Source organism: Pseudomonas sp. 43mfcvi1.1, from assembly GCF_900115935.1.
Classification (GTDB): Bacteria; Pseudomonadota; Gammaproteobacteria; order Pseudomonadales; family Pseudomonadaceae; genus Aquipseudomonas; species Aquipseudomonas bijieensis.
This window is the reverse complement of the sequence record NZ_UETT01000001.1, coordinates 476,938-499,712: the sequence shown is the minus strand read 5'-3', so window position 1 is coordinate 499,712 and position 22,775 is coordinate 476,938. Positions and strand designations below refer to the sequence as shown.

The following is a 22,775-nucleotide window of genomic DNA, read 5'->3' as shown; positions in this document are numbered from 1 at the left end:
TCTTGTCTGACGCGCCGAGACATCTGCCGGCCGGCGCTGTGGCGCAAGTTTATACGGCCTAAACCGGCTGATCGACCAAAAATTCACCCTGCTGGATCGACATTTTCACAGCGTGTTGTAGGGCTTTTCTGAAACAGCGACTCACACGCACCGTTCTCCGTCACGGTTTCGTACCCTCTGCGCCTCTCTCCCAGCCAGTAGGAGCTGCGATGCGCAACGACACGGAAAGTCCCTTCAGCCTGACACTCACGCAAAGCGACTTGCAATTGCAAGTATTGCGGTTCAATGGCCGCGAAGCCCTCAACCAGCCGTACCGCTTCGACCTCGAACTGATCGGCCTGGCCCCGCCGATAAACCCCGACCTGCTATTGGGGCATCCGGCCTTCCTGCGCCTGGACGGCGAATCGGGGGTCCATGGGATTGTCCACAGCGTCAGCCTGAACGCCCAGGCGCCGCAGCTCATTGTCTATCGCCTGACACTGGTTCCCTACCTCCAGCAACTGGAACAAGGCCCGCGGCGCCGGGTTTTCCATCAGCTCAGCGTGGTGCAGGTGCTGCAACGCCTGTTGGAAGAACACCCGCTACCCACCGACAGTTACCGTTTCGAACTGCCCCATGGGCAGTATCCGTGTCGCCCGTTTTGCATCCAGTACGACGAAAGCGACCTGACCTTCCTGCAACGACTGTGCGAGGAGGAAGGCATCCACTACCACTTCGAACACGCCCCCCATGGCCATGTCCTGGTGTTTGCCGAAGACCCGAAGAGCTTCCCCGCGCGCGCCATCGAGCTGCCCCTGCGCCCGAGTGACAACCTGCTACCGGCCATCAAGCGCCTGTATTTGCGTCACCACTCGCGAATGCCTGGCCTACCCGTCGGCTTCAGCGACCGGGCCATGCCTGAAGCCGGGGCCACGGCGGCGAATCACCTCCTTGAACAGATCGATCACGAAGCCATGCGCGGCGACCCGGCCTTGGCTCACCGTTACCAGGCCGGACGCCGCCACCTTGAACGACTGCGCTGTCGGCAGCGGGAAATCCATGGCCACAGTACCCAACCTGCCCTGCACGGCGGCGACATCGTACAGGTCTGCGAACACCCGGTTGCCACCTTCAACGATCAATGGCTGATCACCGAGGTCCAGCATCGCGGGCGGCAGTTTTCGATCCTGGAGCCGGACTTGCCCGCCACACCGTCGGCCCGTGACTACCGCAACCGGTTCACCGCCATTCCATGGTCCACCGTATTCAGGCCGGCCCTCAAGCATCCCAAGCCCTGTATCCCCGGGTACCACCTGGCACACGTACTCGGCCGCACCGGCCAGCCAGCCAGGCCCGATGAACGCGGCCAGGTGAGTGTCAGCCTATGGGCGCCGGACCAGGAAGGCATCACGCTACCCGTATCGCGACTGACGCTGGGTGACAGCCCCAGCCTGATGGCCGGCAGCGAAGTGCTGGTGAGTTTTCTCGATGGCGACCCCGACCGCCCGGTGCTGTGCCCGGGGGCTATCGATACCGGTGCCGGACAAACCGCCGTGCCACCGAAACCGCCCCGTGGCAATCATGATGCCGGGCTGCTGTTGGACTGGCTGCTGAACCCGCCGGACTTCACCCCCTGACTCATCTCTGTGGCTTCATCCCGGCAAAACTGATCTGGCTCATGCAAACCCAGCGAAACGGGCTTACAGTAAACAGACAACGCCGCTCTAGACGGCGCTCTACCCTGATTGTTGGAGATACCCACAATGCCCTGGAAAAACTCAGAAAGCCGCTACAGTACCGTCACGGTGACCTTGCATTGGTTGATGCTGGTTCTGCTGGCGGTGGTCTATGCCTGCATCGAGTTCCGGGGGATTTTCCCCAAGGGCAGCGGCGGCCGGACCCTGATCAAGGAAGCGCATTTCATGCTCGGCCTGACCGTGTTCGTACTGGTCTGGCTGCGCCTGTTCGCCCGCAGCATGGGTAAGGCACCGGCGATTTTCCCGGCCTCGCCTGCGTGGCAAACCTTCCTCGCGCGCCTGATGCACTGGGCGCTGTACCTGTTCATGATCGCCATGCCGCTGCTGGGCTGGCTGATCACCAGCGCCGAAGGGCATCAGGTGATGTTCTACGGTTTCGATTTGCCCTTGCTCGTCGATCAGGACAAGGATTTCGCCAAGCAACTGGAAAGCTGGCATGTGCTGGGCGGCACCATCGGCTATTGGTTGATTGGCCTGCATGCCTTGGCGGGGCTGTATCACCACTATGTGGTACGCGACAACACGCTGTTGCGGATGATGCCCAAACGCGGCTGATCGCTGTTATTCGAACCCTCGGCGGCCTTGCAAGCCGCCGGTGTGGACGAAGATCAAGCGGGTACCTGGGGCAAACCCTCCGGCCTCGACCCGCGCTTTAAGCAACAGCAAGGCTTTGCCGGTGTACAACGGCTCCAGCTCGATGGCCGCCGTGGTTTCGATGAAATCGGTGAGTTCACCATCGACCCGGGCGAAACCGCCACGGCTGCCGTCGAACAGTTCATAAAGCGCACTGCAAAGGCCCGCTTCCCCCAGGATGCTTTCGACTTGCTGCGCCACGCCATGGTCCTGGGGCACCGCCAGTACGCCATAGACCGGGCGCTGCCCGGCTTCGGCCAACACCAGCCCGGCCAGTGACGTTCCGGTGCCGCAGGCCAGCCACCAGCCGTGATAATCCGCCCATCCCAACGTCGCCAATTGTTCACGGACGCTGGCCGCCCAAGCCATGCAACCTTGTGCACCAGGTAATCCTGAGCCGCCTTCGGGCACCGGATGCAAATGTGGATAGCGGATCTGCCACGACTCCCAGAAATCCGCTGCGTGCCGCTCTCGGTATCCGCCATAACCCAGCCAGTGCAGGTCCATGCCAAAGGCTTTCAGGTCGCGCACCGTCGGCGTGTCCTGGGGGTGCCCACGCAAGAGCCCCGCCGTGGGAAAGCCGAAACGCTTGCCCGCCGCCGCCAGTGCATGCAAATGATTGGAATAGGCCCCACCCAGGCTCATGATCCCCTTGGCACCGACCTCATGGGCGGTGCGCAAATGATTGACCAGCTTGAACCACTTGTTGCCGCTGATCAGCGGGGCGATCCGGTCCAGGCGCAACACTGCCACTTCAACACTGGCACGGGCGAGCCAGTCCAGATGAAGGGGTTCAAGTCGGGGTTGGGGATGCCAGTCGAGGGCGGGAAGCAGCATGGCGGCAGGCCGGACAGGAAGACGCCGGTATCTTAACAGCTGGTCGCAGACTCCCTGACGTCGAAAAACCTGTGGGAGCGAGCCTGCTCGCGATAGCGGTGGATCAGCCAGCGCTTCTGAAACTGACTAACCGCCATCGCGAGCAGGCTCGCTCCCACAGGGGATCCGGGTGATACGGGGCGTGAACCTTACAACTGCGCCGCCAACCGCGAACCCTGGTTGATCGCCCGCTTGGCGTCCAGCTCCGCCGCCACGTCGGCACCGCCGATGAGGTGAACGGTCTGCCCCGCGGCTTCCAGTCCTTCCTGCAATTCACGCAGCGGATCCTGGCCGGCGCAGATCACGATGTTGTCCACGGCCAGCACTTGTGGCTCGCCGGTTTCGCCGATGCGAATGTGCAGGCCGTCGTCGTCGATCTTCAGGTACTCGACGCTGTTGAGCATCTGCACCTGCTTGTTCTTCAGGCCCGTGCGGTGAATCCAGCCAGTGGTCTTGCCCAGGCCGTCACCGACCTTGGAAGTCTTGCGCTGCAGCAGGAACACCTGGCGCGCCGGTGCGTGTGGCTGGGCCTTGATCCCGGCCACGCCGCCGCGGGCTTCGAGCCGGGTGTCGATCCCCCACTCCTTCCAGAACGCCTCACGGTCCTGGCTGGTGGCAACGCCCTGATGCACCAGGAATTCCGACACGTCGAAGCCAATACCGCCGGCACCGATCACCGCGACGCGGCTGCCCACTGGCTTGCGCTCCAGGATCACGTCCAGATAACTCAACACCTTGGCATGCTCCACCCCGGGAATCGCCGGCACGCGCGGCGCGATGCCCGTAGCGAGGATGATCTCGTCGTAACCGCCGGCCACCAACTGCGCCACATCCACCCGGGTGTCGAGGCACAACTCGACATGGCTGGTCTGCAATTTGCGCTTGAAATAGCGCAGGGTTTCAAAGAACTCCTCCTTGCCTGGCACGCGCTTGGCGATGTTGAACTGACCACCGATTTCGCTGGCCGAATCGAACAGTGTCACCTGATGCCCACGCTCGGCCGCCACCGTGGCGGCGGACAACCCGGCCGGGCCGGCACCGACCACGGCGATTTTCTTCACCTGGGTCGCCGGCAAGTAGTTGAGTTCGGTTTCGTGGCAAGCCCGTGGGTTGACCAGGCAACTGGTGAGCTTGCCGCCAAAGGTGTGGTCCAGGCACGCCTGGTTGCAGCCGATGCAGGTGTTGATTTCATCGCTGCGCCCTGCGGCCGCCTTATTGACGAACTCCGGGTCGGCCAGGAAAGGCCGCGCCATGGAGACCATGTCGGCATCGCCTTCGGCCAGGATCTGCTCGGCCACTTCCGGAGTGTTGATGCGGTTGGTGGTGATCAGCGGAATGCTCACCGAACCGCGCAGCTTGGCCGTGACCTTGCTGAACGCCGCCCGTGGAACCTTGGTGGCGATAGTGGGAATTCGCGCTTCGTGCCAACCGATACCGGTGTTGATAATCGTCGCGCCGGCCTGCTCGATGGCCTTGGCCAACTGGACGATTTCGTCCCAGGTGCTGCCACCTTCCACCAGATCGAGCATCGACAGACGAAAGATGATGATGAAATTCGGGCCTACCGCCTCGCGTACCCGACGCACGATTTCCACCGGCAGGCGCATGCGGTTTTCATAGCTGCCGCCCCAGCGGTCGGTACGGTGGTTGGTGTGGGCCGCCAGGAACTGGTTAATGAAATAACCTTCCGAGCCCATGATCTCGACGCCGTCGTATTCGGCCTTCTGGGCCAGGACCGAGCAGGTGACGAAATCGCTGATCTGCTTCTCGATCCCCTCTTCGTCCAGCTCCTTGGGCTTGAATGGGTTGATCGGCGCCTGGATCGCGCTCGGTGCCACTTGCTTGGGGCTGTAGGCATAGCGCCCGGCATGGAGAATCTGCATGCAGATCTTGCCACCAGCCTCGTGTACGGCCCGGGTAACGATCTGGTGCTTGAGCGCCTCTTCTTCAGTGGTCAGCTTGGCCGCGCCGGAGTAGACACCGCCCTCGTCGTTCGGCCCGATCCCACCGGTGACCATCAGGCCCACACCGCCCCGGGCGCGCTCGGCGAAATACGCCGCCATGCGTTCGAAGCCGCCCGGCTTCTCTTCCAGGCCGGTGTGCATCGAGCCCATCAGGGTACGGTTGCGCAACGTAGTGAAACCCAGGTCCAGCGGGGCCAGCAGGTGCGGGTAATGAGAGGCGGTCATCGGTAACTCCACAACGGGCGATCACGGAAAAAAGCGCAGGCTCTGCGGCTTGCGTCTGTCATGGCCCACAGCGTAAGAGGCAGAGTTCGGGCGCTCAATGACCGTAACTGACAACTTAATGATCCAAATGTGCAGGACGCCGCTCAGTCGTGCGTGACTCTCAGCCGGATACGCCAGTCCTATCAACGCAGGTCCAGGTGCTCAAACCAATAATAACGTTAACAACACGGTTGTCCTTGCATGCATCCCCAACGAAAAATGCTGCACAACGAGTTGCACGCCCGCCCGTCGTTGTATTTCGACGAACCGGCCCATGTCTTCCACCTGGCGTTTCTGGGTGACACCGCCCAGTGCAACGCACTGCTCGAGCGACTGTGCCCTGATACCGTCGCCGCGCAGGCCGCACAGGGCATCACCCGCCTGGAAGGACATCCGCTGAAGTGGGAACGCCACGCCGAGTTCTTCACGCTGACCCTGGTCGTGCCGGCCAGCAGCAATGAGTTGCAATGGACGACGCTGCCCGAAAGCCTTGCCCGAGGTATCGAAGGTCACGCCCAGCACCTCATCAATGCCGTTCAGGTGGTGGTGCGCGCAGAAGCCGGTCTCGACCTGCCCAGCTACGGTTTCAAGGACCCTTGCGGCTCATGCGTGGGCGGTGGCGATGCGGTGGTCTGGAGCGATTTTCGCCTGACCGAGGACGGCACCAATCGCCTGCTGTTCATCAACCGACGGCTCAATGCGTATCGCCAGGGCCGCATGATCCGGCGCCTGCTGGAAATCGAGACCTACCGGATGATGGCGTCCTTGTCGCTCAGTACCGCCAAGGCACTGGACCCGCAACTGAACGAATTCGATCGCACCCTGGTGAGCCTGTCCGAACGCAACGCCAATGCCAGCGGCGTGCATGCCAAGGCGCTGCTGGAGGACATCGCCCTGCTGTCTCGCCAGGTGGTCAGCAGCACGGTCAGGAATCGCCACCGCTTCAGCGCGACCCGCGCCTACGCACAACTGGTGTTCGAGCGCCTGGGGGAGTTGCGTGAAAGTCACCTGGGGGATTGTCAGCGGCTGGGGGTCTTCATCGAACGGCGTTTCAAACCCACGGTGCGCTATTGCGCTGCCACCGAACAGCGCCTCGAACAACTGGCCATGAGTGTCGCCAACCTGGGCGACTTGCTGCAAGCACGCGTACAGGTCGAAATGGAGGACCAGAACGCCGAGATCCTGCGCAGCCTCAATGCGCGTGCCGATGCACAGATCAAGATCCAGCGCGCGGTGGAAGGCCTGTCGATCATTGCCATCACCTACTACCTGATCAACCTGTTCAAGTTGGTCTATAGCGGGCTGCATACCTTGGGCGCAAACCTCTCGGCCCGCGAAGCCTTGCTGGGCATGACACCGCCAGTGCTGTTGATCATGCTGCTGATTCTGATCAGGATCAGGAAGGCGAAAAGTCATTAGCGCGCCTTGCCAGTGCGGATGGCGTCCAATAGCTCCATGGACGCCGTTGCGCTTGCTTGCCGTGAGTACAAATCAGCGCCCGCCCTTCGCTAATCCCTTGTTTTACCGTACCCTGCCCCGTAGCTCCTGATGAAAATCACGAACCTGCACACGGCCGCTGACTGTTCCCCCATGCGCAAATTTCTGTACCTGCTGTTCACACTGGCCTTGATTGCCGCCCTGATCACCTACGCGCTATGGACGACGGATCGTCCGACGGGTCATTACCTGTCAGACCTGCGGATCAACCTGGCGGTCGACCAGGGTACGCCCGCCGATCGCGGCAACCTGCTGGGCATCCAGCCCGAATTGTTCCCCACCGACTACCAAAGTCCCGAGCGCCTGCATCGCAAACTGGCGGCCTATCTGCAAACGGCTCGCGACCTGGGCTTTCTCAATGCCAAGACCGTGGTGGTCCTGCCCGAGCACATCGGCACCTGGTTGATGGTCGGCGGCGAAAAAGACGAGTTGTACCAGGCCACTACCCTGAAGGAAGCCATGAACTGGCTGGCGATCAGCAATCCGCTGGCGTTTATCCGGGCGCTGGTCAGCGCTCAAGGCGATAACCGACTGGACGATGCCTACCTGCGCATGAAAGCCGAACGCATGGCCCATGACTATCAAGCGCTGTTCGGTGGACTGGCCAAGGAGTTCGGTATCACCCTGGTGGCCGGTTCCATCGTGCTTCCCGAGCCCAGCGTCAGCGAGGGTGAACTGAAGATCGGCCGCGGCGCGTTGTACAACAGCAGCCTGGTATTCGGCAGCGATGGCCGGCCGATCGGCCAGCCACAGCGCCAGCGTCATCCCGTGTTCGAACAGCGAGATGTGCTTGGGGCCAACCATCCGACCGTCCCGCAAGTCATCGACACCCCCGCCGGGCGCCTGGGCGTGCTGATCGGCAGCGACAGTTGGTACCCGCTCCATTACCGGCAACTCAACGACCAAGGCGCGCAACTGATCGCGGTACCTGCCTTCATCATTGGTCGCGATACGTGGGACAAACCCTGGAGCGGTTACAAAGGCCTGTCCACGCCGAGCGAAGTGAGCCTCAAGCCAGGTGAAGTAAGCGAGGGGCAAGCCTGGCATCGCCTGACACTGACCGGCCAATTGCCCATCAGCCAGGCCCGGGGCGGCGTCAGCGTGTTCCTGCGTGGCCAGTTCTGGGACAGCGGCAGCGCCGGCCAGAGCTTCATCAGCCACGACGGCCAACACTTCCCCGATGGCGAAGCCCGTGGTGCCCGCCTGCTGAACCTGTGGTTGTGAACATGAAACCGCAGCCGATGCGCCTGGGGGACTTGTCAGTGGGCTTCGTCCATAGCCTGGCTGACGCGGTCGCCAGCCATGGGCAAGACCCGCAACCCTTGCTTGAACAGTACGGTCTCGATGCTGCGCGCCTGGCCGAGCCTGGGGCTCGATTGTCGATTCCACGCTACATGCGCCTGGGCCACGCCGCGATCCAACAAACCCAGGACCCGGCCCTGGGCCTGCGCATGGGTCAGCTCGGCCGCTTGAGCCAGGCCGGGCTGGCGGGCGTTACCGCGGCCCAGGCACCGACCGTGCGCGAGGCGGCCCGCTGCATGATCCGCTTCGAACCACTGTATGGCTCCAACTATCGCGGCCAATCGAGTTTCCATGAGGATGCCCGGGGCGCTTGGCTACGGTTCTATTCCATCAGCCCGTATAACGCCTATAACCGCTTCGTCGTGGATTCGATCCTTGCCGGCTGGCTGGCGCAGTTGTCCAGCGTCAGCGGCATCGCGCTGCGGCCCGAACGCATCGAAATCGAATTCGAGGAGCCTGCGTACCTGGACGCCTACCGCACGCTCGGTGACTGCCCGATCCAGTTTGGCGCCGAACAGAATCAACTGCGCCTGGGCCTGGACAGCCTCGCCCAGCGCAACCCACAGCATTGCCCCAGCACCTGGCACCATCTGGTTCAATTGTGTGAACGGGAATTGGAACAACTGACCCGCACCCGCAGCCTGCGTGAGCGCATCATTCAACTGCTGGGGCCGTTGCTCAACGGCGGCCGGGAGCCCGACCTGGAGGAAGTGGCGGCTCGCTTGAAGCTGCCGACCTGGACCCTGCGTCGCAAGCTGGCCGAGGAAGGCACGCAGTTTCGCGCCATTCTCAACGACACCCGCCGCGACCTGGCCATGACCTACATACGCGATACCGAACTGGCGTTCGGCGAAATCGCCTATCTGTTGGGATTCGCCTCGGCCGAGGCATTTCAACGGGCCTTCAAGCGCTGGAACGACCAGACGCCTGGGGAGTTTCGTCGTAGTCACAGAGGGAGTTGAGCTTCAAGCGTTTAGCTGAAGCTTGCAACGCCCTTACAACTCCGTCGCATCTTCGGCGGGTTCCAGCGGGTCCAGTTCATAGGCCTGGTATTCCAGCAGCTCTTCCTGATAATCATCCATTACGTGTCCTTCCCCTGTCATTGAGACCATGCCTGATGGCGCTGGCATCAGCATAAAGCTGCTTTATGAACAAAACATGAAGCAAAGGCTTCATGAATTAAACGTAGCACAGGGGCAGGAAATTACCGCGTGAAGTGTGACAGGGCGTAACTCCCTGCCACAGCACCTCAGGAGGCCGGAAGCGGCTGGATCGGCTCGGTCGGGGGCGGCAACGAGCTGGACGGCGGTGGTGGCGGTGTCACGGTTTCCGTCGTCGGCGCAGATTCGAACGACTCGGGCGCAATCGGCGCGGGCTCGCTTGGCGGTGCGACTGGCTCCGATACCGTAGGAGCGGTTTCGACAGGGGCCGGCGTGGCCTCCTCCACCGGCGTAGCGGGCGCGGGGGCAACAGGCTCCGGTGCAGGCGCTGGTCCAGGCACCAGGGCGGCCGGTTCGACCTTGGTTTCCGGAATACCCAGTTCAGCTTTCGGTTTATCGGCGCTCTCGACAGCCTTCTTCGCTTCGGGCGGCAGGAACAGCTCTACCAAGGCAAAGAAACGCTCATAGAACTTGGCCGCCGACACGGTTTCGCTGGCGACCTTGACCATCGAATCGTCCGAAGAGCCGATCGGCATCGATACGGAACCCAGCACGCCCACGCCCAGGCTCGCGGAGTTGTTGATTTTCTTCAGGGCGTAGCGGTCCTGCAAGGCGTTGGCGAACATGGTCGCACGATGCCCTGCCCCACCATCTTCGGCACAGACCAGGTTGAAGCTGATCTCCATGTGGGTGTCGCCGGTCTGCTGGAAACTCTTGTGGCCGCTGACCAGCTTCGGATCGCTGCTGGTGATGATGTAGCCCTGGCTGAGCAACGCCCTACGCCCCGCCTCGCAGGTGGCGGCGTCACTCACTGGATAAGTGCGCGAGAACGTGCCGGAGTCATCGAAGTTCTCGTGCTCGTAAATGGCGGCTTTCTTCGACGAGCAACCGGCTGCGGCGGCCAGCAGCAATGCAAGCCCGACGGTGCGCATGTGAAATGATCTGAACATTGAACATCCTGAGAAAAACGGTCCGGGGCGTATTGTGCAACAGAACGCGACCTGGCAGCGTGGCTAATCTTGTTTCAAGGGGGTTACAAGTCTACTGGGGGTTGTTTGCAGGAAAAAGACGCTGGTCCGGTGGAGCGACGAATACCCCCCGCTTTTGGGCAACAAGCAGATATGAAAACCCTGGCATTTTGGCCTAATGCCGTTTACTTGAGCCGGTTAATGAAGATTTTGACATTCCGCTTCGAGAGGCGTGGTTTTTACCTGGTTTGGTGTGTGTATCCCCCATCTCCGAAAAAACGAAGCAAAAAAAACGACGCTTCCCATTTCTGAAGAAGCGCCGTTTTTTTCTAACTGAACAGCATCACAACCAAGTTTGAAAAAGCATCACGCAATTAGAACCGCTTGATATCCGCCTGGCTCTCCAACTGCTTGCGATACGCCGCAAAGTCCTGCTGACCAACACGGGACGCAAGGTAACGACGATATTCAGCCTTCTCTTCGTCAGTCGGTGCCGCCGCTTCGTTCACGCCGTTCAGACGTACGACCACCAGGCTGCCGTCAGGCAAGGTCACGCTGCTGAACGTCGGCTTGTCCTTGGATTCAGGCTTGGGCATGCGGAACAGTGCTTGCAGCACCGCCGGGTCGATGCCTTCCTGGTTGCGGGTCGCCGCCTGGGTGGCTTTCCAGCCTTGGCCGTCGACCGGCTTGTCCAGTGCCGCCTTGCCGTCGCGCAGGCTGGCGATCAACTCATCGGCCCGGGTCTTGGCTGCCGCGCTGGCGTGCTCCTTGGCCAATTGGGCACGAATGGGTCCTGCCACCTTGTCCAGCGGCAGTTGCTCAGGCTTGCGGTGCTCCTTGGCACGCAGCACCACGACGGTTTCCGGGTCCAGCTCGATGGCGGTGCTGTTGGCACCCTCATCCAGTACTTCCGGGCTGAACGCAGCGGTGACCACGGCACGATTGGCCGCAATCCCTTCGCCGCCTTCGCGACCGAACGGAGCCGACGTGTGGACGGTCAGCTTCAGATCCTGGGCTGGTTGCGCCAGGTCGGACGCTTCGAACGAGGCATCCTCCAGTTGCTTGGTCGCCTCGACAAAACGCTGCTCCACCTGCTGGGTTTTCAGCTCGCGGGTCAGCTTGTCCTTGAGACTGGCAAACGTAGGCACTTCAGGCGCCTCGACACCCAGCAGCTTGATCAGGTGCAGGCCGAAATCGGTGCGTACCGGTGCTGAGACCTGGTCCTTGTTCAAGGCATACAAGGCCTTTTCGAATTCCGGATCGTAGACGCCTGGACCGGCATAGCCGAGGTCGCCACCGTTGTTCGCCGAACCTGGATCCTGGGAAAATTCCTTCGCCAACGCTTCAAACGACTCGCCTTTGGCCAGGCGAGCCTGGATCTCTTCGATCTTCGCCTTGGCCTGGGCTTCGGTCACCTTGTCGTTCACTTCAATCAGGATGTGCGCAGCCCGACGCTGTTCGGACAGGTTGGCGATTTCCTTCTGATAGGCCGCTTGCAGGTCTTCGTCCTTGACGCTGACCTGATCGAAGAAAGAGGCTTTCTTCAGTTCGAGGTAATCGATGACCACCTGGTCAGGCGTCATGAATTCCTTCGCGTGTTGGTCGTAGTAAGCCTTGACCTCGTCATCGGTCAGCTTGACGGACGCCGGGTCAGCCTTGATGTTCAAGGTGGAGAAATCACGGGTCTGTTTCTCCAGGCGGGCAAATGCCAGCACTTGGGCATCGGTGACGAAACCGCTGCCTGCCAGGCCTGCGCGCAACTGACCGATCAGCATTTCCTGAGCCAGCATCTGGCGGAACTGCATACGGCTGTAACCCAGCTGGCGGATCACCTGGTCGAAACGCTCGGCGCTGAATTTGCCATCGACCTGGAACTCAGGCGTTTGCAGGATCACTTGATCGAGCGCAGCTTCGGAGAAAGCGAATTTGGCATCGTGTGCGCCCTGCAGCAACAGCTTGCGATCGATCAGGCCCTTGAGCGCCGAATCGCGCAGCATTTTTTCGTCCAGCAGGGAGGCGTCGAAATCCTTGCCCAGCTGTTGCATGAGCTGACGGCGTTGCATGTCGACCGCCTGGCTCAGCTCGTTCTGGCTGATGTTTTCGCCGTTGACCTTGGCCGCTTCGTTGCTGTTGGTGGTGGCTTTGAAAATGGCATCGAAACCGGTCAACGCCATCAATGCGACGATGACCCCGATGATGGTCTTGGCAATCCAGCCTTGTGAATTGTCCCTGATATTCTGCAGCATGCGTCCCCCAGAAACGGTTGAACTTCAAATTTAGGCAACCGTGGAGCGTGGGTAGAATCCGGATAGAAGAAAGGCGCATCCGAGGATGCGCCTTCTCGTAACTGGCGGAGCGGACCGGGCCCTAACCTGCAAGCCCTGGTGTGCCAGGCCGGTTGCAACCGGCCGTGTTACCGCTCCGCTGCCAAGCCAGGCATGACCCCGACCCGGATAAACTCAACGAAACCTTAGTTAACGGCTTCTTTCAGTGCTTTACCAGCTTTGAAGCCTGGCTTTTTGGCAGCAGCGATTTCCAGCGTCTTACCGGTCTGCGGGTTGCGACCGATACGAGCAGGACGATCGGTCACGGAGAAGGTGCCGAAACCAACCAGAACAACGGAGTCGCCAGCCTTCAGAGCGCCAGTGACGGATTCGATTACAGCGTCCAGCGCACGGCCAGCAGCAGCTTTCGGGATATCAGCGGATGCAGCGATAGCATCAATCAGTTCCGACTTGTTCACTCTAAGTCCCCTTATATCTATTTGAGATGATTCTAAGTTTTTTTGGTGAAAGCAAAAAACGAGTGCTGAATGGCCTGCAGACACTTAAGAGCCGCTTTATAACAAGGGCTCTAAAAAACTGTCAAGAAAGCCCCCCAGGCAAATGCGTACTAATGCGTGCTAATTCTTTCCTTAGAGTCAGACTCTCGCTTTTCTTCCTTCGCGACAATCTCCGGAGCCACATCCGGCAAGGGCTCCGGCGCGTATTGCAGCGCAATTTGCAGGACCTCGTCAATCCATTTAACTGGTTTGATCTGAAGATCTTGCTTGATGTTGTCAGGAATTTCCTTCAGGTCGCGGACATTCTCTTCAGGAATGATCACGATCTTGATCCCGCCACGGTGTGCCGCCAGCAGTTTTTCCTTCAGACCGCCGATCGCCAGGACTTGGCCGCGCAACGTGATTTCACCTGTCATCGCGACATCGGCGCGCACCGGAATACCGGTCAACGCCGAGACGAGGGCCGTGCACATGCCTACACCGGCGCTAGGGCCGTCCTTGGGCGTAGCCCCTTCAGGCATGTGGATATGCGTGTCACGCTTCTCATGGAAGTCCAGGGGGATGCCCAGGCTCCGGGCGCGGCTGCGAACCACGGTCAGCGCAGCGGTGATCGACTCGACCATCACGTCGCCCAGGGAACCGGTCTTGATCAACTGCCCCTTGCCCGGCACCACGGCCGCTTCGATGGTCAGCAACTCACCACCGACCTGTGTCCACGCCAGGCCAGTCACCTGGCCGATCTGGTCCTGCTGCTCGGCGAGGCCATAGCGGAACTTGCGTACGCCCAGGAAGTGCTCCAGCAGGTCCGAAGTGACCTTGACCGCGAAGCGTTTTTCCAGCGCGTGCTCCTTGACCGCCTTGCGGCAAACCTTGGCAATCTGCCGTTCCAGGCCACGCACACCGGCTTCGCGGGTGTAGTAACGGATGATGTCGCGAATCGCTTCCTCGTCGAATTCCAGCTCGCCTTTTTTCAGGCCGTTGGCCTGGATCTGCTTGGGCGAAAGGTATTTCACGGCAATGTTGATCTTCTCGTCCTCGGTGTAGCCCGGCAGACGAATCACCTCCATCCGGTCCAGCAATGCTGGCGGAATGTTCATGGAGTTGGAGGTGCAGAGGAACATCACGTCCGACAGGTCGTAGTCGACCTCCAGGTAGTGATCGTTGAAATTGTGGTTCTGCTCGGGATCGAGGACTTCGAGCAATGCAGAGGCAGGATCGCCGCGCATGTCGCTACCCATCTTGTCGATTTCATCCAAAAGGAACAGCGGGTTGCGCACGCCAACCTTTGTCATCTTTTGAATCAATCTTCCTGGCATCGAACCGATGTAGGTACGGCGATGACCACGAATCTCCGCCTCGTCGCGCACGCCGCCAAGGGCCATGCGTACGAATTTGCGGTTTGTGGCGTGGGCAATCGACTCCGCCAAGGAGGTTTTACCGACCCCGGGAGGACCGACCAGGCACAGGACAGGGCCACGAATCTTTTTCACGCGTTTCTGCACGGCGAGGTATTCAAGGATGCGCTCCTTGACCTCTTCCAGGCCGTAATGGTCGGCGTCGAGGATGTCTTCGGCGCGCGCCAGGTCCAGGCGTACCTTGCTCTGGGCTTTCCACGGCACCTGGACCAGCCAGTCGATGTAGGAGCGCACCACGGTGGCCTCGGCCGACATCGGCGACATTTGCTTGAGCTTGTTCAGCTCGGCCTGGGCCTTGGCCAGTGCATCCTTGGGCAAACCAGCGGCATCGATGCGCTTTTTCAGCTCTTCGATTTCGTTGTGGCCTTCATCGCCGTCGCCGAGTTCCTTCTGAATGGCCTTCATCTGCTCATTCAGGTAGTACTCGCGCTGACTGCGCTCCATCTGTTTCTTGACGCGGCCGCGAATGCGTTTCTCGACCTGCAGCAGATCGATTTCGCCGTCGAGCAATGCCAGCACGTGCTCGACACGGGCGGACAAATCGATGATTTCGAGGATTTCCTGTTTCTGCTCGATCTTGAGGGCCATGTGGGCCGCCATCGTATCGACCAGCCGGCCCGGCTCATCGATGCTGTTAAGCGACGACAGGACCTCTGCAGGCACCTTCTTGCCCAGTTGCACGTATTGTTCGAACTGAGACAGCAGGCTGCGGACAAACACCTCTGATTCGCGCTCGGGCGCATCGACTTCTTCGATCAGCGACACTTCGGCCCGGCAATGGCCGTCCACTTCGCTGAAACGCTCCACAGCACCGCGCTGCTCGCCTTCAACCAGGACCTTGACGGTGCCGTCAGGCAGCTTGAGCAGTTGCAGAACCGTTGCAATCGTACCTACGCGATAAAGTGCGTCCTCGCCAGGATCATCGTCAGCAGGGTTCCTCTGAGCCAGCAAGAGAATCTGCTTGTCACCCGTCATCGCAGCCTCGAGGGCTTCGATGGACTTCTCGCGCCCCACGAACAGCGGGATAACCATGTGCGGATACACCACTACATCGCGCAATGGCAGGAGAGGCAATTCGATGGTTGTCTTCATGATTTCGCCTCTACGGCGGCCCTAAGGCCGGAAACAGATGGAAGTAAGCTTGAAACCAAGATGGGGGCAGCCTTGAAAAAAAACAAGCACTAGACACGTCTAAAACGCGCTAAAAGCAAAGGGGCCCGAAGGCCCCTTCTTTGTTCCGGCAGCGGGACGCTCAAGCGTCCGGCGCGGCCTTGGCAGTCGGCTCACTGTTTTCGTAGATATACAGTGGCTTGGACTTGCCTTCTATAACGCTTTCATCGATCACGACTTTACTCACCTCGGACTGCGAGGGGATCTCATACATCGTGTCGAGCAATACACCTTCGAGAATCGAGCGCAACCCACGGGCACCGGTCTTGCGTTCCAGGGCACGTTTGGCGACAGATTTCAGCGCGTCGGAACGGAACTCCAGGTCTACACCTTCCATTTCGAACAGCTTGGCATACTGCTTGGTCAGGGCGTTTTTCGGCTCGGTCAGGATCTGCATCAACGCGGCTTCATCCAACTCGTCCAGCGTTGCCAGGACCGGCAGACGACCGACGAATTCCGGGATCAGACCGAACTTGACCAAATCGTCAGGCTCGACTTCACGCAGGGACTCACCGACTTTCTTGCCTTCTTCCTTGCTGCGCACTTCGGCGTTGAAACCGATGCCACCACGGGTGGAACGGTTTTGAATAACCTTTTCCAGGCCGGAGAACGCACCACCGCAGATGAACAGGATGTTACGGGTGTCGACTTGCAGGAATTCCTGCTGCGGATGCTTGCGACCACCTTGGGGCGGAACGGAAGCGACCGTACCTTCGATCAACTTGAGCAAGGCCTGCTGCACGCCCTCACCGGAAACATCCCGGGTGATGGACGGGTTGTCGGACTTGCGGGAAATCTTGTCGATTTCGTCAATGTAGACAATGCCCATCTGGGCTTTTTCCACATCGTAGTCGCACTTCTGCAACAACTTCTGAATGATGTTCTCGACGTCTTCACCTACATAACCAGCCTCGGTGAGGGTGGTTGCATCGGCGATGGTGAACGGAACGTTCAGCAAGCGAGCCAGGGTTTCGGCAAGCAGGGTCTTACCCGAGCCTGTCGGGCCGATCAGCAGGATGTTGCTCTTGCCGAGTTCGACCTCATCATTTTTCTTGTCACGCTGGTTCAGGCGCTTGTAGTGGTTGTACACCGCTACGGCCAGTACCTTTTTCGCACGTTCCTGACCAATCACATACTGATCAAGGATGCCGCTGATTTCTTTAGGCGAAGGCAATTTATGCGCGCTGCTCTCGGCCTGGGCTTCCTGCACCTCCTCGCGGATGATGTCATTGCACAGGTCGACGCACTCGTCGCAAATGAAGACCGAGGGGCCGGCAATCAATTTGCGTACTTCATGCTGGCTTTTGCCACAGAAGGAGCAATAAAGCAGTTTGCCGTTGTCCTCGCCGTTGCGGGTGTCAGTCATTCGATCGATCCAAATCCGATAGGCTTGCAACACAAGATGAAGGCAATTGCGGGCTTTTTCAAGCCCGCAGGCGGCCGGTCATCCCAACCACCTGCATTTTGAGCGGCTTAGGCAGGCATTTGACGCTTGTTGATCACGGAGTCGATCAGGCCGTATTCGGCTGCACGCTCGGCGCTCATGAAGTTGTCACGCTCGGTGTCGCGCTCAATGGTTTCGAGGCTTTGGCCCGTATGATGGGCCAGCAATGAATTAAGACGCGAACGAATGTGGAGGATTTCCTTGGCATGGATGTCGATATCCGACGCCTGGCCCTGGAAGCCGCCCAATGGCTGGTGAATCATCATCCGCGAGTTAGGCAGGCAGTGACGCTTGCCCGCTGCGCCGCCGGCGAGCAGGAAGGCGCCCATGCTGCAGGCCTGGCCGATGCAGATGGTGGAAACGTCAGGCTTGATGAACTGCATGGTGTCGTAGATCGACATGCCCGCAGTCACCGAACCGCCAGGTGAGTTGATGTACAGATGGATATCCTTGTCCGGGTTTTCCGCTTCAAGGAACAACAGCTGCGCCGCGACCAGGTTGGCCATGTAGTCTTCAACGGGGCCGATCAGGAAGATGACGCGTTCCTTGAGCAGACGCGAGTAGATGTCATAGGCACGTTCGCCACGGGCGGACTGCTCGATAACCATCGGGACCAGGCCGCCTGCGGCCTGGATGTCAGAGCTCTGCTGATAAAAAGAATTGCGGGACATGTCTCGCAGTCACTCCCAAATAGTTATGTCTTGAATACGCATAAGCCAGCACGAAGGCTGGCTTATGGGTGTTTATTTCTTACCGCAGAACCATCAATCGGCTTGTGGAGCTTCCACCGGCTTGACCGCTTCTTCGTAAGAGACCGCTTTATCGGTCACGCTAGCTTTCTGCAGAACAGTATCCACAACTTGTTCTTCCAGCACAACCGAACGGACTTCGTTCAGTTGCTGGTCGTTCTTGTAGTACCAGGACACGACTTGCTCAGGCTCTTGGTAGGCCGAAGCCATTTCCTGGATCAACTCGCGAACACGGGCTTCGTCAGGCTTGAGTTCGAACTGCTTGACCACTTCGGCGACGATCAGGCCCAGCACGACGCGGCGCTTGGCTTGCTCTTCGAACAGCTCGGCAGGCAGTTGATCCGGCTTGATGTTGCCGCCGAACTGCTGAACAGCCTGGACGCGCAGACGATTCACTTCGTTGTCCAGCAGGGCCTTTGGCACTTCGATCGGGTTGGAAGCCAGCAGACCGTCCATGACCTGGTTCTTGACCTTGGACTTGATGGCCTGGCGCAGCTCACGCTCCATATTCTTGCGAACTTCGGTGCGGAAACCTTCCAGACCAGCTTCCTTGATGCCGAACTGGGCGAAGAACTCTTCGTTCAGCTCAGGCAGTTTCGGCTCGGAAACGCTGTTGACGGTCACGGTGAACTCGGCGGCTTTGCCTGCCAGGTCCAGGTTCTGGTAATCCTCAGGGAAGGTCACGTTCAGAACGCGCTCTTCGCCGGCCTTGGCGCCAACCAGGCCGTCTTCGAAGCCCGGGATCATGCGACCGGAGCCCAGCACCAGCTGGGTAGCCTTGGCGGAACCGCCAGCGAACACTTCACCGTCGACCTTGCCGACGAAATCGATGTTCAACTGGTCTTCGTTCTGGGCAGCACGCTCAGTCACTTCGAAACGAGTGTTCTGCTTGCGCAGGATGTCCAGCATCTTGTCCAGGTCGGCATCCGACACGTCAGCGCTCAGACGCTCGACAGCGATGGATTCGAAACCGGCAACCGTGAACTCAGGAAACACTTCGAACGTGGCGACGAACTCCAGGTCCTTGCCTTTTTCCAGCACTTTCGGCTCGACGGACGGAGCACCGGCCGGGTTCAGCTTCTGCTCGACGACCGCTTCGTAGAACGAAGACTGGATCACATCACCCACGGCTTCCTGACGCGCATCAGCTTCGTAACGCTGACGGATCACGCTCATTGGCACTTTGCCTGGGCGGAAACCTGGGATTTTGGCCTTTTGGGCAGTCTGCTGCAGACGCTTGTTGACCTGAGTCTCGATGCGCTCAGCCGGCACGGTGATGCTCATGCGGCGCTCAAGAGCAGAAGTATTTTCAACAGAAACTTGCATGGATATTCCTCGTTGCACAGACGTTGGCCGGGCGTTTCCGACCCCAGAATCAAGGGCATGCATTCTAGTAGGTCAAACTCAAGAAGTCACCCTACTGAAAACACGCTGGAAACAGGCGCCGGATTTAGGACGAGGCAATCGCTCATGCCCCACCCGGATTGCAAATACAGTCGATTCAGCCCAGGGCTCTGCGCCAATGCTTCTATATATAGAAGCAGCTTGCCCGATGGTGCAGCTCCCGGCCTCACAAGGAGACCGACGGACATACCGCGCATCATCACGAAACATATTCGCGACGAATCGGCCGCTGCGCACAACCCCAAGAAACCGTAACGACGCCAAACACAGAACCACCGAAAACAAAAACGGCGCAGCCCTTTTCAGGTACTGCGCCGTTTTCTGCTATTTAAATAGCGACTTGTATGGTGCGGACGGAGAGACTCGAACTCTCACACCTTGCGGCGCTGGAACCTAAATCCAGTGTGTCTACCAATTCCACCACATCCGCGTATCAAGCTTTTAAAGCAAAGGCGCCAGACCGTTAAATCTGGCGCCTTTCTAGAATATGGGGTGGACGATGGGGATCGAACCCACGACAACGGGAGTCACAATCCCGTGCTCTACCAACTGAGCTACGCCCACCATATTGCCTTGTTGCCTTACTTGTGCCAAAGCTGCCTAATTGGCGCACCCGGCAGGACTCGAACCTGCGACCATCCGCTTAGAAGGCGGATGCTCTATCCAGCTGAGCTACGGGCGCCTTTTTAATCTGTATTCTTGGACGATTACAAACTAAGTGCTTTCAGTTTTACCGAGTTGAAACAACCAACTCCGCTCAACCTTCTTAACCAGTGCTAGGCTGTGCCCGACAAGTGCGACGAATGTTATAGACGGCCTGATAGGTCGTCAACTCTTTTTTAAAAAAAATTCATTTAATTAAAGGGGTTAGGGGAATTTGCAGACCAAGCGCCTTTGCCCTCGCGCCCCGGCATGCGAGAATGCGTTCTCTTTTTTTCCCCTCTCGATGGTTAACCACGCGCAATGACTGCACAACTTATCGACGGCAAATCGATCGCCGCCAGCCTGCGCCAGCAGATCTCCCAACGAGTCACCGAGCGCCGCCAGCAAGGCCTGCGTACGCCCGGCCTTGCGGTGATCCTGGTCGGCAGCGATCCTGCCTCTCAGGTTTATGTCTCGCACAAGCGTAAAGACTGTGAAGAGGTCGGCTTCCTTTCCCAGGCCTACGACCTGCCTTCCGAAACCACCCAGCAAGCGTTGGCCGATCTGATCGATCGCCTGAACGACGACCCGAACATCGACGGCGTTCTGCTCCAACTGCCACTGCCTGAACACCTCGACGCCTCCAAGCTGCTGGAGCGTATCCGCCCGGACAAGGATGTCGACGGCTTCCATCCTTATAACGTCGGGCGCCTGGCCCAGCGTATCCCACTGCTTCGTCCCTGCACCCCCAAAGGCATCATGACATTGCTGGAAAGCACTGGCGTGGACCTGTATGGCCTTGATGCGGTGGTGGTGGGTGCATCCAACATCGTTGGCCGTCCGATGGCCATGGAGCTGCTGCTGGCCGGCTGCACCGTGACCGTGACCCATCGATTCACCAAGGACCTGGCCGGTCATGTCGGCCGCGCTGACCTGGTGGTGGTGGCCGCCGGCAAACCCGGCCTGGTCAGGGGCGAGTGGATCAAGGAAGGCGCCATCGTCATCGACGTGGGCATCAATCGCCAGGAAGACGGCAAGCTGGTGGGCGACGTGGTCTACGAGACCGCCCTGCCCCGCGCCGGCTGGATCACGCCGGTACCCGGCGGCGTAGGCCCGATGACCCGCGCCTGCCTGCTGGAGAACACGTTGTACGCGGCCGAAACGCTGCACAGCTGATACGCGCCAATCAAAACCCTGTGGGAGCGAGCTTGCTCGCGATAGCGGTGGACCGGCCAACCTCCAAGTTGACTGACACGCCGCCATCGCGAGCAAACTCGCTCCCACAGGTGTTTTTGGCAGTCGGATTTGAGCCGCCAGGCCTCGACCGCGTCTTTGGATCGCGCAAATTACGAATTTTTCAGATTCGATTCGCCAAAATCGCCCTTCATTAAACTTTATTTATTCACAAGCCTTGGCGATACAGGCATATAGCGCTGCTGTCGCCCATACTCCTAAAATGCGACGTTTTTTTAAAAGTCGTTGCTCAACGGCACCTTCAACTCTATCGAGTCCACTCGCGTGAAAATCCGTCTTTCGATCCTCAGCCTGTTCTTCGTTTTCACAGGCACCTTCACCACACAGGATGTCTACGCGCAGGAAACCATCGCGGCCCCACGGGATACGTCAAAGCTGCAAGTCGCTTCAGGCAGCGCGATCCTGTTGGATCTCCAGACGGACAAGGTCGTTTATTCAAGCAACCCGGACGTGGTGGTGCCCATCGCGTCGGTGACCAAGCTGATGACCGGTCTGATCGTGCTGGATGCCAAGCAAAACCTGGACGAGTACATTTCCATCACCATCGCCAACACCCCAGAGATGAAGGGGGTGTTTTCCCGGGTCAAGCTCAACAGCGAACTGTCGCGCCGGGACGTGCTGCTGATCGCCCTGATGTCTTCGGAAAACCGCGCCGCCGCCAGCCTCGCCCATCACTATCCGGGCGGCTACGCGGCGTTCATTGCCGCCATGAACGCCAAGGCAAAGGCGTTGGGCATGACCAGCACTCACTACGTCGAACCGACGGGCCTGTCGACCCACAACGTCTCGACCGCCAGGGACCTGACCAAGCTGCTGATCGCCGCACGCAAGTATCCTCTGCTGAGCGAACTGAGCACTACCAAGGAAAAGACCGTTACCTTCCGCAAACCGGTGTATAGCCTGGGCTTTCGCAACACTGATCACTTGGTCCATAAGGCCAATTGGGATATCCAGTTGACCAAGACCGGTTTCACCAACGAGGCCGGCCACTGCCTGGTACTGGTGACGAAGATGAGCAATCGCCCAATGGCGCTGGTGATCCTCGACGCGTTCGGCAAGTACACGCACTTCGCCGATGCCAGCCGGATACGTAGTTGGGTCGAGACCGGGAAAAGCGCCGACGTGCCGGCGGTGGCCCTGCAATACAAGGCCGCCAAGAATCTCAAGAGCCGTCAGACTGGCGTGGTGGAAGCCTCCAAATAATTGCGCGACATAAAAAAGCCCCGACTCGTCGGGGCTTTCTTGTTTATGGCTTCAGGTCACCCAGCGGATCATAGGGCTTGGGCTTGCGCTCATCCTTCTTGTCCAGCGGCGCCTTGGCCGGCCCTATCGGATCGACCTGGGGATCATCGAGATCCGGCGAGTCCGGATCGAAACCCAGGTCGTCGCCGCTGGAATGCTCTGACGAATGTGGCCCCGTAGGTGTTTTCGATTGTGCCATGCGTGCCTTCCTCCAATCGCGGTCGGAAAATGCCCGACCCTGACGATAAGAGCCTCAGGCCTGCCGGGTTGTGC

At 59.5% G+C, this 22,775-nt stretch carries 17 protein-coding genes and 3 tRNA genes; 7 read left to right on the top strand and 13 right to left on the bottom strand.

Going from position 1 to position 22,775, the window contains the following annotated elements:
* Positions 1-209: 209 nt before the first annotated feature.
* Entirely contained in the window at positions 210-1,616 is a 1,407-nt protein-coding gene (locus tag DTP52_RS02285) for a type VI secretion system Vgr family protein (protein WP_109751650.1), read from the top strand.
* 126 nt (positions 1,617-1,742) lie between these two features.
* Positions 1,743-2,291 (top strand): cytochrome b, encoded by a 549-nt coding sequence (locus tag DTP52_RS02280; protein ID WP_109751649.1) that lies wholly within the window; start codon positions 1,743-1,745, stop codon positions 2,289-2,291.
* A 6-nt stretch (positions 2,292-2,297) separates the two neighbouring features.
* Here the strand turns inward: DTP52_RS02280 and DTP52_RS02275 are convergent, their stop codons facing one another.
* The gene (locus tag DTP52_RS02275) at positions 2,298-3,206 is read right to left on the bottom strand and encodes a 1-aminocyclopropane-1-carboxylate deaminase/D-cysteine desulfhydrase (RefSeq protein WP_109751648.1); all 909 of its coding nucleotides are present in this window, start codon (positions 3,204-3,206) and stop codon (positions 2,298-2,300) included.
* Between the two features lie 188 nt (positions 3,207-3,394).
* Positions 3,395-5,434, bottom strand: a complete 2,040-nt coding sequence (locus tag DTP52_RS02270; protein WP_109751647.1) for an FAD-dependent oxidoreductase — start codon at positions 5,432-5,434, stop codon at positions 3,395-3,397.
* 240 nt (positions 5,435-5,674) lie between these two features.
* Here DTP52_RS02270 and DTP52_RS02265 point away from each other — a divergent pair, with 240 nt between their 5' ends.
* From DTP52_RS02265 to DTP52_RS02255, 3 genes are all read left to right on the top strand, one after another.
* Positions 5,675-6,892, top strand: a complete 1,218-nt coding sequence (locus DTP52_RS02265) for a DUF3422 domain-containing protein (protein WP_109751646.1) — start codon at positions 5,675-5,677, stop codon at positions 6,890-6,892.
* A gap of 171 nt (positions 6,893-7,063) precedes the next feature.
* The gene (locus tag DTP52_RS02260) at positions 7,064-8,194 is read left to right on the top strand and encodes a carbon-nitrogen hydrolase family protein (RefSeq protein ID WP_109751645.1); all 1,131 of its coding nucleotides are present in this window, start codon (positions 7,064-7,066) and stop codon (positions 8,192-8,194) included.
* Positions 8,195-8,196: 2 nt separating this feature from the next.
* Entirely contained in the window at positions 8,197-9,234 is a 1,038-nt protein-coding gene (locus tag DTP52_RS02255; protein WP_109751644.1) for an AraC family transcriptional regulator, read from the top strand.
* 287 nt (positions 9,235-9,521) lie between these two features.
* Here DTP52_RS02255 and DTP52_RS02250 read toward each other — a convergent pair whose 3' ends face one another.
* From DTP52_RS02250 to DTP52_RS02200, 10 genes are all read right to left on the bottom strand, one after another.
* Complete coding sequence (locus DTP52_RS02250; RefSeq protein WP_109751643.1) at positions 9,522-10,382, bottom strand: DUF2242 domain-containing protein; 861 nt, start codon at positions 10,380-10,382, stop codon at positions 9,522-9,524.
* 392 nt (positions 10,383-10,774) lie between these two features.
* Positions 10,775-12,646, bottom strand: a complete 1,872-nt coding sequence (locus tag DTP52_RS02245; RefSeq protein WP_109751642.1) for a SurA N-terminal domain-containing protein — start codon at positions 12,644-12,646, stop codon at positions 10,775-10,777.
* A gap of 224 nt (positions 12,647-12,870) precedes the next feature.
* Positions 12,871-13,143: an HU family DNA-binding protein gene (locus tag DTP52_RS02240; RefSeq protein ID WP_002552737.1), complete on the bottom strand. Its 273-nt coding sequence runs from the start codon at positions 13,141-13,143 to the stop codon at positions 12,871-12,873.
* Between the two features lie 149 nt (positions 13,144-13,292).
* On the bottom strand, positions 13,293-15,689 hold the full coding sequence (gene lon / locus DTP52_RS02235) for an endopeptidase La (RefSeq protein WP_109751641.1): 2,397 nt from the start codon (positions 15,687-15,689) through the stop codon (positions 13,293-13,295).
* A gap of 160 nt (positions 15,690-15,849) precedes the next feature.
* Positions 15,850-17,133 carry an ATP-dependent Clp protease ATP-binding subunit ClpX gene (gene clpX, locus DTP52_RS02230; RefSeq protein WP_109751640.1) on the bottom strand — a complete coding sequence of 428 codons (1,284 nt, stop codon included), beginning with the start codon at positions 17,131-17,133 and terminating at the stop codon, positions 15,850-15,852.
* A gap of 107 nt (positions 17,134-17,240) precedes the next feature.
* On the bottom strand, positions 17,241-17,882 hold the full coding sequence (clpP, locus tag DTP52_RS02225; RefSeq protein ID WP_003183177.1) for an ATP-dependent Clp endopeptidase proteolytic subunit ClpP: 642 nt from the start codon (positions 17,880-17,882) through the stop codon (positions 17,241-17,243).
* A gap of 93 nt (positions 17,883-17,975) precedes the next feature.
* Positions 17,976-19,286, bottom strand: a complete 1,311-nt coding sequence (gene tig, locus DTP52_RS02220; RefSeq protein ID WP_109751639.1) for a trigger factor — start codon at positions 19,284-19,286, stop codon at positions 17,976-17,978.
* Positions 19,287-19,709: 423 nt separating this feature from the next.
* Positions 19,710-19,794 (bottom strand) — tRNA-Leu (locus tag DTP52_RS02210).
* 58 nt (positions 19,795-19,852) lie between these two features.
* Positions 19,853-19,928: transfer RNA gene (locus tag DTP52_RS02205), tRNA-His, on the bottom strand.
* A gap of 41 nt (positions 19,929-19,969) precedes the next feature.
* A tRNA-Arg gene (locus DTP52_RS02200) sits at positions 19,970-20,046 on the bottom strand.
* A 281-nt stretch (positions 20,047-20,327) separates the two neighbouring features.
* On the opposite strand from DTP52_RS02200, the gene folD reads away from it, so the two are divergent.
* Both folD and pbpG read left to right on the top strand, forming a co-directional pair.
* A complete protein-coding gene (gene folD / locus DTP52_RS02195; RefSeq protein ID WP_109751637.1) occupies positions 20,328-21,182 on the top strand; it encodes a bifunctional methylenetetrahydrofolate dehydrogenase/methenyltetrahydrofolate cyclohydrolase FolD in 855 nt (284 codons plus the stop codon).
* Between the two features lie 342 nt (positions 21,183-21,524).
* Positions 21,525-22,463 (top strand): D-alanyl-D-alanine endopeptidase, encoded by a 939-nt coding sequence (gene pbpG, locus DTP52_RS02185; RefSeq protein ID WP_109751636.1) that lies wholly within the window; start codon positions 21,525-21,527, stop codon positions 22,461-22,463.
* A 43-nt stretch (positions 22,464-22,506) separates the two neighbouring features.
* On the opposite strand, the gene DTP52_RS02180 is transcribed toward pbpG, so the two are convergent.
* Positions 22,507-22,701, bottom strand: coding sequence for a DUF6021 family protein (locus DTP52_RS02180; RefSeq protein ID WP_109751635.1), 195 nt, complete (start codon positions 22,699-22,701; stop codon positions 22,507-22,509).
* Positions 22,702-22,775 lie beyond the last annotated feature (74 nt).

Coding starts and splice junctions, on each gene's coding strand:
- DTP52_RS02280 (WP_109751649.1), top strand. CDS start 1,743: ATGCCCTGGAAAAACTCAGAAAGCCGCTACAGTACCGTCACGGTGACC.
- DTP52_RS02275 (WP_109751648.1), bottom strand. CDS start 3,206: ATGCTGCTTCCCGCCCTCGACTGGCATCCCCAACCCCGACTTGAACCC.
- tig (WP_109751639.1), bottom strand. CDS start 19,286: ATGCAAGTTTCTGTTGAAAATACTTCTGCTCTTGAGCGCCGCATGAGC.
- folD (WP_109751637.1), top strand. CDS start 20,328: ATGACTGCACAACTTATCGACGGCAAATCGATCGCCGCCAGCCTGCGC.
- DTP52_RS02260 (WP_109751645.1), top strand. CDS start 7,064: ATGCGCAAATTTCTGTACCTGCTGTTCACACTGGCCTTGATTGCCGCC.
- DTP52_RS02265 (WP_109751646.1), top strand. CDS start 5,675: ATGCATCCCCAACGAAAAATGCTGCACAACGAGTTGCACGCCCGCCCG.
- clpP (WP_003183177.1), bottom strand. CDS start 17,882: ATGTCCCGCAATTCTTTTTATCAGCAGAGCTCTGACATCCAGGCCGCA.
- DTP52_RS02285 (WP_109751650.1), top strand. CDS start 210: ATGCGCAACGACACGGAAAGTCCCTTCAGCCTGACACTCACGCAAAGC.
- DTP52_RS02250 (WP_109751643.1), bottom strand. CDS start 10,382: ATGTTCAGATCATTTCACATGCGCACCGTCGGGCTTGCATTGCTGCTG.
- DTP52_RS02255 (WP_109751644.1), top strand. CDS start 8,197: ATGAAACCGCAGCCGATGCGCCTGGGGGACTTGTCAGTGGGCTTCGTC.
- lon (WP_109751641.1), bottom strand. CDS start 15,689: ATGAAGACAACCATCGAATTGCCTCTCCTGCCATTGCGCGATGTAGTG.
- DTP52_RS02180 (WP_109751635.1), bottom strand. CDS start 22,701: ATGGCACAATCGAAAACACCTACGGGGCCACATTCGTCAGAGCATTCC.
- DTP52_RS02270 (WP_109751647.1), bottom strand. CDS start 5,434: ATGACCGCCTCTCATTACCCGCACCTGCTGGCCCCGCTGGACCTGGGT.
- DTP52_RS02245 (WP_109751642.1), bottom strand. CDS start 12,646: ATGCTGCAGAATATCAGGGACAATTCACAAGGCTGGATTGCCAAGACC.
- clpX (WP_109751640.1), bottom strand. CDS start 17,133: ATGACTGACACCCGCAACGGCGAGGACAACGGCAAACTGCTTTATTGC.